The sequence below is a fragment of the Acinetobacter sp. HZNU-JH01 genome (assembly GCF_037996845.1).
GTDB classification, from domain to species: Bacteria; Pseudomonadota; Gammaproteobacteria; order Pseudomonadales; family Moraxellaceae; genus Acinetobacter; species Acinetobacter haemolyticus.
Map to the genome: position 1 here is coordinate 175,041 of NZ_JBBMZX010000001.1, position 13,510 is coordinate 188,550.

Sequence of the window (13,510 nt, forward strand, 5' to 3'; positions counted from 1 at the left end):
GTGTCGACAAAGCAGTATACGTTCAGTATAGGAGATGGCAATGTCTTTAGATCTATCGGCTAAAAAAGCCACATCAATTAAGTTATTTAACTTTTCTGCTCCAGCGATGCGGGCATTCCATATGAGTTGGCTTGCTTTCTTCGTATGCTTCTTTGCTTGGTTCGCATGTGCACCTTTGATGCCAGTGATTGCTGGCGAATTCAATTTAACCAAAGATCAGATTGCCAATATCAATATTGCAGCAGTGGCAATCACGATTGTCGTGCGACTTATTGTTGGTCCATTGTGTGATAAATATGGTCCGCGAATCACTTATACCGCTTTACTGTTGATCGGAAGTATCCCTGTATTTGGAGTTGCCGCAGCCAATAGTTATGAATCATTTTTATTCTTTCGACTGTTGATTGGTGCAATTGGTGCAAGCTTTGTCATTACGCAATATCACACCAGCATCATGTTTGCTCCAAATGTTGTCGGAACCGCAAATGCAACAACCGCAGGCTGGGGAAATGCGGGTGGTGGTGCAACGCAAGCACTGATGCCTTTAGTCCTTGCAGCATTGGTAATGTTTGGTGTTGAACAGGCGATGGGCTGGCGTGTTGCGTTAATCGTACCTGGCTTGATGATGGTTATCGTCGGGATCTTATATTGGAAATATACACAAGACTCACCACAAGGCAACTTTAAAGAGCTTCGTGCACAAGGTGTGGTTGTCGGTAGCGATAAAAAAGGTGGATTAGCAATTTTAATGCACGCAGCACGTAACTATCGTGTGTGGATTCTCTTTATCTCTTATGCTGCTTGTTTCGGAATTGAAATCTTCATCCATAACATCATCGCGATGTATTACGTCACGCATTTTGAGTTTGGCTTAAAAGAAGCAGGCTTAGCTGCAGGAATCTTTGGTCTACTTGCATTATTTGCCCGTGCTTTAGGGGGGATGGTATCGGATCGAGTGGCGCTTAAAAAAGGATTGGATGGGCGTACAAAGGTTTTATTCCTTCTCATTTTAGGTGAAGGCTTATTCCTGATTCTTTTTTCTCAAATGAACAGCGTGACATTAGCAATTTTGAGTATGACGATTTTCGCTTTATTTACCCACATGGCGTGTGGAGCGACTTATGCATTGGTTCCATTTATTGATCGAGAGGCACTAGGTGGTGTTGCAGGCATTATTGGTGCTGGTGGCAATGTTGGTGCAGTTGCAGCTGGGTTCTTATTGAAAGGTATGTTGGATATCCAAACTTGTTTAATGGTTTTAGGTGGCTTGGTTGTTATTGCTGCGGGTTCTGTGATGTTTATCCGATTCTCAGTAGAGCATAAAGAAAAAGAGCAGCGTCTATTTGAACAAGCACTTATAGAACGCCACGCAGAACAAAACAGCGCAGCTTAATTGCAATCAGATTTTAGGAGAAACACAATGAAATTAGTGATGATTGGTCACGGTATGGTGGGGCATAAATTCATCGAAGCCATCTTAGAGAAAGCAGATGATGAATTGGAAATTACAATTCTCGCTGAAGAACCTCGCATTGCATATGACCGTGTACATTTGACAGAATATTTCTCTGGTAAATCGGCAAAAGACTTGTCTCTTGCACGTTTCGATTTCGCCGATGCACATGGAATTGATCTTCGTTTAAATACCAAAGCGACTGCCATTGATACAACTGAACAAACCATCACAACCAATCATGGTGATGTGATTCATTATGATAAATTGGTGTTGGCAACTGGTTCATACGCATTTGTTCCACCAATTTCGGGTAACGATCGTGAGAATTGCTTTGTTTACCGTACCATTGAAGATTTGGATGCGATTAAAGCTGCAAGTCTAAATGCGAAAACAGGTGTGGTTATTGGTGGTGGTTTGCTTGGGTTGGAAGCGGCTAAAGCTTTACGTGATTTAAATCTAGAAACCCATGTGGTTGAGTTTGCACCACGTTTAATGGCGGTACAGATTGATGATTTAGGCGGTAAAGTATTACGCCGTAAAATCGAAAACTTAGGTGTAAAAGTTCATACTCAAAAAGCGACACAATGTATCGAAGCAGGGAATGACGCTACACATGTGATGAAGTTTGCCGATGGTAGCGAACTTGAAACAGACATTATTTTATTCTCTGCTGGGATTCGTCCGCGTGATGAATTAGCACGTTCAAGCGGTTTAGCACTTGGGGAGCGTGGTGGTATCAAGATCAATGATTACTGCCAAACCTCTGATGAAAATATTTACGCAATTGGTGAATGTGCGCTTTGGGACAATAAAATCTATGGTCTCGTTGCGCCGGGCTATGACATGGCGCGTATCGCAGCCAAACATATCTTAGCTGAAGAAACACATTGTTTCGCAGGTGCTGATATGAGCACTAAGTTGAAATTGATGGGTGTAGATGTGGCATCGGTTGGTGATGCTCATGGCATGACACCGAATTCGCTTAGCTATTTCTATGCTGATGAAGATGCATTGGTTTATAAGAAAATCGTTGTCGATGCAGATAAAACCAAATTACTGGGTGCAGTACTGGTTGGTGATGCAAAAGAATATAACGATCTTCTGCAAATGATGTTGAATGGTATGGCATTGCCAGAAACACCTGAAAGCCTGATCATGCCAGGATTTGCTGATTCTGGTGCGAAGGCGGGTGGCAGTGGTGTTGATTTACTTCCAGACAGCGCAACGATTTGTTCATGTAACAACGTATCGAAAGCAGATATTTGCCAAGCCATTTGTGATGGTTCCACCTCTTTAGGTGCTTTAAAGAAATGTACTAAAGCAGCAACAGCATGTGGTGGTTGTGCACCATTAGTTACTCAAGTTTTAAAGTCTGAGTTACAACGTCAAGGTGTAACGGTTAATAACCATGTTTGTGAGCACTTCCCGTACTCACGTCAAGAGATCTATCACTTGGTGCGTGTCAATGAAATCAAAACATTTGATGATTTGATTCAACAACATGGTCATGGTTTAGGTTGTGATATCTGTAAACCAATGACAGCAAACATTTTGGCATCGTGCTGGAATGACTTTGTATTGGAGCCAACGCACGCAGGTCTACAAGACAGTAATGACTACTACTTGGGAAATATCCAAAAGGATGGTTCATACTCAGTTGTACCGCGTATGGCAGGTGGTGAAGTTACTCCAGATGGTTTGATTGCTGTAGGTCAAATTGCTAAAAAATATAACCTGTATACTAAAATTACAGGTGGTCAACGTGTTGACTTATTTGGTGCTCAACTGCACGAGCTACCATTGATTTGGGAAGAGTTGAATGCAGCAGGCTTCGAGTCAGGTCATGCTTATGGTAAATCATTGCGTACAGTGAAATCATGTGTAGGTAGCACGTGGTGCCGTTATGGCGTAGATGATTCTGTTGGTTTAGCGATTGAATTAGAAAATCGCTACAAAGGCTTACGCTCACCGCACAAACTAAAAATGGCTGTGTCGGGTTGTACGCGTGAGTGTGCTGAAGCACAAGGTAAAGATGTTGGTGTAATTGCGACAGAAAAAGGCTGGAACCTATATGTGTGTGGTAATGGTGGAATGAAACCACGCCATGCAGAGCTTTTAGCTTCTGATCTAGATACTGAAACTTTGATTCGTTATATCGACCGCTTCTTTATGTTCTATATCCAAACTGCTGATCGTTTACAACGTACCAGTGTATGGCGTGACAACATGGAAGGTGGTTTAGATTATCTCAAAGCTGTAATTGTCGATGATTCGCTTGGTCTTGCAGAAGAACTTGAAAATCGCATGGCACATGTCATTGGAACTTATCAAGACGAATGGCGTACTGCGGTAGAGAATCCTGAGATTCGTAAACGCTTCCAAACTTACATTAATGCAAGCGCTGAAGAGCAAGCTGATCCATATATTCAATTTACTGAAGTGCGTGATCAGATCCGTCCATTAAATGAAGCTGAGCGTTCAGTTGATCGTATCCCGATGGTAGAAGCATAAGGAGAATCAAAATGACAAATCTAAAAGACATGAATATGCTTCCAGAAAATCAATGGATTGATGTGTGTCATCTTGATGACATCACGCCAAATACAGGTGTAGGTGCACTTATTGCGGGTCAATCCGTTGCTTTATTCCGCGTAGGGAACGAAAAACGTATTTATGCATTAAGTAATAAAGATCCGTTTAGCCAAGCAAATGTAATGGCGCGCGGTATTATTGGTGATTTGCAAGGTGAGCGTGTTATTGCCTCACCGATTTACAAGCAGCACTTCAGTCTAGCAACAGGTCGATGCCTAGAAGATAAAGATCAAAAGCTTTCTGTTTTTCCAACCAAAATCGAAAATGGTCGAGTTTGGGTAGGTACTGTTCCGCAAAAAACTTATATTACCAATAATGGTGTTTCTCAAGAAAAACTGAAGCTCGTTTTGATCGGTAATGGTTTGGCTGGAATGCGCTGTCTAGAGGATTTACTCGACATGGCACCTGATCGTTATGATGTGACGGTGATTGGTGAAGAGCCTTGGGGTAACTATAACCGTATCATGCTTTCACCCGTGCTTTCTGGTGAGAAAACTATTGATGACATTATGTTGCATCCACATGCATGGTACAACGATAAGGGCATCAAATTTATTGCTGACGATCCTGCTATAAAAATAGATCGTACTCGTAAAGTAGTGCATACGCAAAAAGGCGAAAGTGTCGATTACGATCGTTTGATCATTGCAACAGGTTCATCTCCATTTATCCCACCTGTACAAGGCGTGGATTTGAAAGGTGTGATCAGCTTCCGTGATATTTATGATGTCAATACCATGATTAAATATTGCGAAACGAAGAAAAATGCTGTGGTGATTGGTGGTGGTCTGCTTGGCTTAGAAGCAGCTTACGGTCTCAAGCAACGTGGAATGAATGTTACTGTTCTTCATTTGATGGATCGCATTATGGAGCGTCAGCTTGATGGACGTGCGAGTCGTATGTTGCGTCAAAGTATTGAAGAAAAAGGGATTAATATTATCACTGAGGCAAATACTGAAGCGTTGATTGGTAAAGATGGTCATGTTAACCAAGTACGTCTGAAAGATGGAACAGTGTTGGATGCCGACCTTGTCGTATTTGCAGTCGGTATTCGTCCAAATATTGCTTTGGCTCAAAGTGCTGGTTTACGTTGCAATCGTGGTATTTTGGTTAATGATACGATGCAAACATTTGACCCAAGTATTTATGCAGTGGGTGAATGTATTGAGCATCGTAATCAGACTTTTGGTCTCGTCGAACCATTGTGGGGACAAGCATTTATCTGTGCAACACACTTGGCAGAACACGGTAGTTTAACTTTCAAATCACCAACCGTTCCAACTCAGCTTAAAGTTAGTGGTGTTGATGTATTCTCGGCTGGAAATTTTGAACCGAAAGAAGATTACGAAGACATTATCCTGAATGATGAAAAACGACAAATTTACAAGCGTATCATTATTCAAAAAGATAAAGTCATCGGTGCTGTTTTGTTCGGTGATACTGAAGATGGTATGTGGTATGCGGAATTGATTGCAGATCAAACACCAATTTCAACATTTAGAAATAAATTGTTATTTGGTAAGGATTTTGCAATGAAGAAAGCAGGATGAAAGCTAATCCTTTCGTAAAGATTAGGTTAAGCGTTAAAGGCATTGCCGCATATGTTGTGTAGGAGCAGATGTTTTTTGCAAATGCATTGCCTTACTTTTCAGGGATGAAAAGTAACAAAAATCCTTTGTTGAGCTGACGGTACGTCCTTGCTACCGCAGCCCAACAAGGCGGCATCCATGCCGCCTGTCACGGTAGTGTTTGAGGAGAAAATTCCAGTATTAGAATGGTGATCTAAGCTAAAACTGGGGAAGAACTCAGAATGATTTTTTAGTTAAGTGTAGAGTTCAGCGGATTAACTAGGTAAAAGGGGCAGTCATGAACAGTATTCAAAATTTAGAACACAGTCGCTCCGATCAAGCAGAAACAATCATTACAAAAACAACGTGTCCCTATTGTGGGGTTGGATGTGGTGTTGATGTCACGGTAAATCATAAAGCACAAGGAACAACGGTTCAGGTTTCTGGTGATTTGGAACATCCATCTAATTTTGGACGCCTTTGTATTAAAGGCAGTAATTTGGCGGATACTCTAGGATTAGAGACTCGCGTTTTGCATCCGATGTTTGGTCGTAAGAACCATCGTAAGGTAGCGACATGGGATGCAGCCATAGAAAAAATCGCAGATCAATTCCAAGCTTGTATCGATCAACACGGTCGTGACAGTGTGGCATTTTATGTATCAGGGCAGCTATTGACTGAGGATTATTACGTCGTCAATAAGTTTGTGAAAGGCTATCTAGGTACAGCCAATATCGACACCAATTCACGTCTGTGCATGTCTTCAGCAGTTGCAGCGCATAAGCGTGCTTTTGGTGAGGATATCGTGCCAGCAAGTTACGAAGACTTTGAATTTACCGATATGGTGGTGTTGGTGGGTTCAAATACTGCATGGTGTCATCCTGTACTTTACCAACGCATCATGCAGGCTAAAAGTAAAAATCCAGATTTATTCGTTGTTGTGGTTGATCCCCGTTTTACTAGTACCTGTGAACAAGCAGATTTGCACCTTCCAATTTTACCTGGACAAGATGTCGCTTTGTTCAATGGTTTATTTCAGTATTTATATAAGAATAACTTTATTGATCAACATTTTGTCGATACACATACAGAAGGTTTAGACACTTTACTAGAATCTAGTCAGACTGAAGCTGATTTTGACTCAGTCGTGAAACGTACGGGAATTTCAGCAGAAAAGCTAAAATTCTTCTTCGAAAAATTTGCAACAACTGAAAAAGTTGTGAGCTTATTTTCAATGGGGGTGAATCAATCTTCTCAAGGGGTGAATAAAGCCAATAGCATTATCAATTGCCATCTTTTGACAGGGAAAATTGGTAAGTTAGGTGCCGCGCCATTCTCAATGACAGGTCAACCGAATGCCATGGGTGGCCGTGAAGTGGGTGGTTTAGCCAATATGTTGGCAGCACATATGGACATCGATAATCCATCACACCAAACACTTGTACAAAACTTTTGGAACAGTCCTGTGATTGCCAATCAAGCGGGACTGAAAGCAGTTGACTTATTCCAAGCTGTAGAGTCTGGGAAAGTTAAAGCCATATGGATTATGGCAACCAATCCTGTGGTGAGTTTACCTGATGCGGATCAAGTAAAACGCGCATTGAACAAATGTGAGTTTGTCGTGGTTTCAGATATTTGTGCTGATACAGATACCACAGCTTATGCGGATGTGTTGCTTCCTGCGTTAGGTTGGGGTGAAAAAGATGGAACGGTGACCAACTCAGAGCGCCGTATTTCACGTCAAAGAGCTTTTTTACCTGCTCCAAAGCAAGCAAAAGCAGACTGGTGGGCCGTTGCTGAAGTTGCGAAAAAATTAGGTTTTTCTGGTTTTGATTTTAACCATGCATGTGACATCTTTAATGAGCACGCCGCCTTATCTGCGCATCAAAATGCAAGTTTGGATCAACGTGATCAAGTTGAAAACTTTCGTTATTTCAACCTAAAAGGACTAATGAATTTGTCTTTGGATGAATATGATCATTTACGTCCGATCCAATGGCCCGTTTGGGAAAAAGGTCAAAGTACTGCGGTTGAGCAGTTATTTGATCAAGGCTTGTTTAGCCATAAAAGCAAAAAAGCAAAACTGATCCCGACAGTGGCAATTGATCCTGTGCATGCAATTTCTGATGATTATCCATTGGTGTTGAATACAGGACGTATTCGTGATCAATGGCACACTATGACGCGAACAGGTTTATCAGCAAATCTGACCACTCACCGAGCTGAACCTTTCTGTGAAATTCACCCGAATGATGCTTTAAAATTTGGTATTCGTGATAAAGCATTGGTTGAAGTGAAGTCGCAATGGGGCAGTTGTGTTCTGCGTGTCACTTTGGCTCAAGGTGTTCGCCGTGGTCAAATTTTTGCACCGATTCATTGGACTGAGCAAGTTGCCTCTGATGCTCGTGTCGGAAAAGTAGTTAATCCAGTTGTAGATGCAATATCAGGCGAACCTGAGTTTAAACATACACCTGTTGCAATTCAGCCATTCCATACGACATGGCAAGGTGTTTTGTATGTCCGAGATGGGTTTGAACAACAAATCAAAACCTCATTGCAAACATGTGCATGGTGGGCAAAAGTTAAAATAGCCAAAGCAGTTCGTTTTGAAATTGCAGATCGTCATAATTTTGATCAGACTCAGAAGAATTTAAAAAGTTTCTTGCCTTTTGTAGATGAAACTTATGAATGGTTGAGTATTGAAGATGTTTCAGCGCAAATGAGTCATAGCATCATTCTGAAAGATGGGATTTTGATTGCCAGTCTTTATATTGCGCCATCGGATATGTTGCCTGACCGTGATTGGGTTGCGAGTTTATTCAAACGTGAGCGTTTAAGTGCATTACATCGTAAAGCACTGCTTGCTGGTATGCCGATGTCAGCCGCAAATAATGATGGACCATTGGTTTGTAGCTGCTTTAAAGTAGGTAAAAATAAGATCATTGAAGCGATTAAAACGCAGAATATTACTCATGAAAAACAAGTGACAGCTTGTCTAAAAGCGGGTGGTAATTGTGGTTCTTGTTTACCTGAGATCAGAGGTTTGATTAAAACCTGCCAGTTGGAGGCGGAAGCATGAATACAGATTTTCCCGCTACAGATCTCGTGATCTTGGCGGGAGGACAGGCACGACGAATGAATGGGATGAACAAACTATTGCAACAGTTTGATGATCAGATTCAATTGTCAAAAATTTGTCAACGCTTTAAATCGGAAGTTCAGCAGATATGGGTCAATAGTCATCGTGATAGCTCGATCTATAAAAGCATAGAGCCGACTGTTGAATGTTTTTCTGATGATCAACAAGGGTTTTTAGGGCCGTTGATGGGAATGAAAAGTGCATGGTCGCGTGTACAAGCAGAATATGCATTATTTATTCCTTGTGATGTGACTTATATCCCAAATCAAGTGCTTGCAAAGCTGCATAGGGCTTTAGAGAAAAATCCGCAAGCATCAGTTGCGTATGTAAATATCAATGGCGATGCCTTGTATCCATTTTGCTTGTTAAAAAGAGCGAGTTTGTCGATATTAGAAAACCAGCTCGCTGCAAATAAATTAAGTTTAAGAGAAACTTTTAGGCAACTACACGCTCAACACGTTGTCTTTCAAAAGCAAAGCCTGTTTTGTCATAGCATCAATTCATTGGATGAGCTTCAACAATACAAGCAGATGAAAGCTTTTAAACAGATGTTTGTTTCAAACTAATCAGTCAAAAGCTTTCTTGTGTAAAAGTTGATATGAAGGTTTAGATTATGGATTTTTGTAAATAAATTTCCATTTCTTCAACTGGAACCATACCACCACCAGTTGCCCAAACAATGTGATTAGTATTATTCATTTGTTGTGCAGTCAGTTGATGCATAGCAGCATATTCTTGGTGCTGACTGATTAAGATTGGACCTAACATTCCAGCTAAGGCAGATGGTTCCAGTTTTAAATCTTCTGATTGATTGAGTAGCCCTAATAATTTATACATGCTTTGATCATCCAGTGTGTAGAAAGCATCGAGTAGTCTTTCCATCGCTCGACCCACAAATCCAGATGCACGTCCTACAGCTAAACCATCTGCTGCGGTAATGTTATCAATGCCTAGGTCTTGTACTGAGATTTGATCATGTAAGCCTGTTGCTACACCTAGCAACATGCATGGTGAATGAGTTGGCTCTGCAAAGATAATATGCACGTGATCACCCAAAGCCATTTTTAGTCCAAATGCAACGCCACCAGGACCACCACCAACCCCACATGGTAAATAAACAAATAAAGGATGGTCTTGATCAACCGTAATTTTTTGAGATTCTAATTGTGCTTTTAAGCGTTCACCTGCAACGGCATATCCTAAAAATAAAGTTTTTGAATTTTCGTCATCAATAAAAAAGCAATTTGGATTTTTTAATGCTGCTTTACGACCTTCTTCAACTGCAACACCATAATCCTGTGCGTATTCAATAACGGTAACACCATGTGATCTTAATTTATCTTTTTTCCACTGACGTGCATCTGCTGACATATGCACAGTGACATCGAAGCCAAGTTTGGCACTCATGATACCAATCGAAAGTCCTAAATTTCCTGTAGAGCCAACGGCAATACTATATTGACTAAAAAAATCTCTAAATTCTGGACTATCTAATTTTGAATAATCATCTTCAACTGTTAATAAGCCTGCTTGAATGGCAAGTTTTTCAGCCTGATAGAGCGCCTCGTAAATACCGCCACGTGCTTTGATCGATCCTGAGATTGGCAAATGACTGTCTTTTTTTAGCCATAATTTTCCAGTGATATCTTGTTTGAAATGAGCTTCAAGCGTTTGCTGCATCTTTGGAATAGAAACCAGTTCAGACTCAATAATTCCTTTGCTTATCTTAGTCTCAGGAAATACAGACATCAGATAAGGAGCGAAGCGAGTTAAACGATCACGGGCATCATCAATATCTTGTTGAGTCAGTCCTACAAAGGGCAAACCTTGTGCTAAAGAGGTGGTTTGGGGATTCAACCAAATTGTTTCTTTAAGTTGAATCAGATCATCGACAATCGGATGTTGTGCAACAAGGGTTTCAATTTGTTTCGAGTTCATTAGGTTATTCATAAGATCTTTCTATTATGGTGAGGAATCGTTAAAGAAATTCCATTCTTTTTAGATATTCATGTATTACAGCGATTAGATCAATAAAAATTATATTTTTATATCAACAACCTTATTCATTTATAAAAACTCTGTTTAACCAAATCTTAATTTAATTTCGGATCGTTGTACTTGATCTTTACTTAAATAAGTTCTATTTTGGAACTTGATTGATTTTAAGCCATTGTCCAAATGATTTGTTAAGATTGAACATCATGTTTGGATAAGTAAAAAATCAGAAAAATAATCGAAATAAGTGCTTGTTGTGCTTTTTCATCATTTGTAGTTTGAACCTTGTTTGCTTTTTAAAAAATCAAAAAGGCCTTTAGCGGATGAGATCGCAAATCATAGGGAGAATAAAATGCCAATATCGACTACGATAGCAAGACAGGATGTGACTGCTTGTATTTTATGTTCGAGAAACTGTGGTTTAAGTGTTGAAGTTGAAAACAATCAATTTAAGAAAATTAAAGGTGATGAACAGCATCCGTTTTCACAAGGTTACATTTGTCAAAAAGCAGCGCGTTTACAGCATTATCAACAGCATGCAGATCGTTTAACTCATCCCTTGAAACGACAAGCTGATGGTTCATTTCAAGAAATTCCTTGGGATCAAGCGATCCAAGAAATCGCAAATCAATTGGTTAAAATTCGTGATGCACATGGCGGAACAGCATTTGCATCGGTTGGTGGTGGTGGACAAGGCAATCATCTAGGGGCGGCTTATGGTCGCCAACTATTGTATGCAATGAAAAGCTTTTATGCCTATAACTCACTTGCTCAAGAGAAAACTGGTGATTTCTGGGTAAATGGACGTTTGTTTGGCAGTCAAGCATGTCATACCACCGAAGATGTGGAACATGCGGATTATATTTTATTTATTGGAACCAATCCGTTTCAAGCACATGGTATTCCAAATGCTCGTGATACTTTAAAACATATCAAGAAAGATCCAAACCGAACAATGGTGGTTTTTGATCCGCGTGTTACCGAAACGGCTAAGCAAGCTGATATCCATGTGCAATTAAAACCAGGTACAGATTCCTATTTGATGTCTGCAATGATTGCGATCATGTTGCGCGAAGATTTGTATGATCAAGCATTTATTCAAAAACATACGCATGGGTTTGAGCGAGTTAAACAGGCATTTTCTACAATACCAATTGAAGAATATATTGAGAAGGCAGATGTCTCTGTAGAGCTGATTTATCAAATTGTACGGGATTTTGCCAAAGCTAAGCGTGGTTGTGTTCGGATTGATTTAGGTATTCAGCATACTTTAAACACCACCTTAAACGGATATTTGGAAAAACTACTTTATTTGCTTGCAGGACATTTTGGTAAACAGGGAACGAATAACTTACACACCATGTTTATTCCGATCTTGGCCAATACTGATGAGCGTAATCCTAAATATCGTCGTACGGTTCATCATAAGATGTTCCCAATATCAGGTTTCTTTCCACCAAATATTTTACCTGACGAAATTCTAAAAGCAGGCGAGAAGCGAGTACGTGCAGTCTTTGTAGATAGTTGCAATCCATTGCTCACCTATCCAGATACCACAGCTTATGAAAAAGCATTCCAGTCATTGGAGTTGCTAGTCGTGGTTGATGTTGCGATGACAGAAACAGCGCGATTAGCCCATTATGTATTGCCAGCGCATAGTCAATTTGAAAAGTGGGAATTTACGGGCTTTAATTTAGAATTCCCACAAAATGGTTTCCATTTACGTCATCCGCTTTTTAAAGCTCAAGCCAATACACTGCCTGAAGCGGAAATCTATACTCGCTTACTTGAAGCAATGGGCGTCATTCCCAAACAGTTTCCTTTACTGTATAAGATCGCGCAAAAGGATTCTCCGAAGACAGCTTATCTAGGTTATTTTGCTGCACTTGCTGCTAGTTTTGTGAGAAATAAAAAGTTAGTCCCATTTGCGGCATCTATTGTTTATCGAACACTTGGGCAGACATTACCCAATGATGCTGCATCAACGGCTTTATTATTGCCTTTGTGTATGCAGTATTCTGCTCAACATTATAAAGCCGTCAAACAAGCGGGTTATAAAGGAAATCGTTTAACATTAGGCGTAAACTTATTCCAAGCGATATTAAAAAAACGTTCTGGCGTGATTCTCTCTAAACACAACTATGATGATGTCTGGAATTTGGTTGCCTATAAAGATAAAAAGATTCATTTAGCAATCCCTGAAATGTTGATTGAATTAGCACAACTGAATCAACAAACTCAAGGCACAAGTGAACAGTTTCCATTTATCTTATTAGCGGGTGAACGCCGTAGCTATAATGCAAACCAAATCTACCGTGATCCAGCATGGCGTAAGGTTGATGCAGAAGGTCGACTGAGAATGAATCCTGAAGATGCAATTCATTTTGGCGTAGATACAGGTCACACATTACAGTGTATTTCAGAACATGGTCGGATCACAGTGGTTGTCGAGATTGATGAGGGAATGCGAAAAGGGGTCGTTTCGCTGCCGCATGGTTATGGTTTACGTTATAGCGGAGGTCAGGCGATTGGACCTGAATTAAACCGATTAACCTCGTTAAAGCATTGCGATCCTTTGTCGAAAACCCCATATCATAAATATGTGCCTGTACGACTAGAGAAACCTGCGGCATAGTGGATGGATTGAGTTGATGTGCACTATTTTATTGCGTTTAAATTGATATGTGTTTTGAAATAGTGCAATCTCGTTTAACGATAATCTCCTATAAATCATCAGATTTTGTTCTAGGATTAAAATGA

7 protein-coding genes are annotated in these 13,510 nt (G+C 40.3%); 6 read left to right on the forward strand and 1 reads right to left on the reverse strand.

Annotated features, from left to right (window positions below):
- Positions 1 to 40: 40 nt before the first annotated feature.
- The 5 genes from AAC851_RS00845 to mobA all read left to right on the forward strand — a co-directional run bounded on the left by AAC851_RS00845 (position 41) and on the right by mobA (position 9,321).
- On the forward strand, positions 41 to 1,393 hold the full coding sequence (locus tag AAC851_RS00845) for an MFS transporter (protein WP_005080938.1): 1,353 nt from the start codon (positions 41 to 43) through the stop codon (positions 1,391 to 1,393).
- A gap of 27 nt (positions 1,394 to 1,420) precedes the next feature.
- The gene (gene nirB / locus AAC851_RS00850) at positions 1,421 to 3,967 is read left to right on the forward strand and encodes a nitrite reductase large subunit NirB (RefSeq protein ID WP_340600339.1); all 2,547 of its coding nucleotides are present in this window, start codon (positions 1,421 to 1,423) and stop codon (positions 3,965 to 3,967) included.
- Between the two features lie 11 nt (positions 3,968 to 3,978).
- A complete protein-coding gene (gene nirD / locus AAC851_RS00855; RefSeq protein WP_099948753.1) occupies positions 3,979 to 5,598 on the forward strand; it encodes a nitrite reductase small subunit NirD in 1,620 nt (539 codons plus the stop codon).
- Between the two features lie 316 nt (positions 5,599 to 5,914).
- A complete protein-coding gene (locus tag AAC851_RS00860) occupies positions 5,915 to 8,695 on the forward strand; it encodes a molybdopterin-dependent oxidoreductase (protein ID WP_340600340.1) in 2,781 nt (926 codons plus the stop codon).
- A complete protein-coding gene (gene mobA, locus AAC851_RS00865; protein ID WP_340600341.1) occupies positions 8,692 to 9,321 on the forward strand; it encodes a molybdenum cofactor guanylyltransferase in 630 nt (209 codons plus the stop codon). The genes AAC851_RS00860 and mobA overlap by 4 nt, the downstream gene beginning before the upstream one ends.
- A gap of 40 nt (positions 9,322 to 9,361) precedes the next feature.
- Here mobA and dsdA read toward each other — a convergent pair whose 3' ends face one another.
- A complete protein-coding gene (gene dsdA, locus AAC851_RS00870; RefSeq protein ID WP_340600342.1) occupies positions 9,362 to 10,693 on the reverse strand; it encodes a D-serine ammonia-lyase in 1,332 nt (443 codons plus the stop codon).
- Positions 10,694 to 11,102: 409 nt separating this feature from the next.
- Here dsdA and AAC851_RS00875 point away from each other — a divergent pair, with 409 nt between their 5' ends.
- The gene (locus AAC851_RS00875) at positions 11,103 to 13,385 is read left to right on the forward strand and encodes a molybdopterin-dependent oxidoreductase (protein ID WP_340600343.1); all 2,283 of its coding nucleotides are present in this window, start codon (positions 11,103 to 11,105) and stop codon (positions 13,383 to 13,385) included.
- The last annotated feature ends 125 nt before the right edge of the window (positions 13,386 to 13,510 follow it).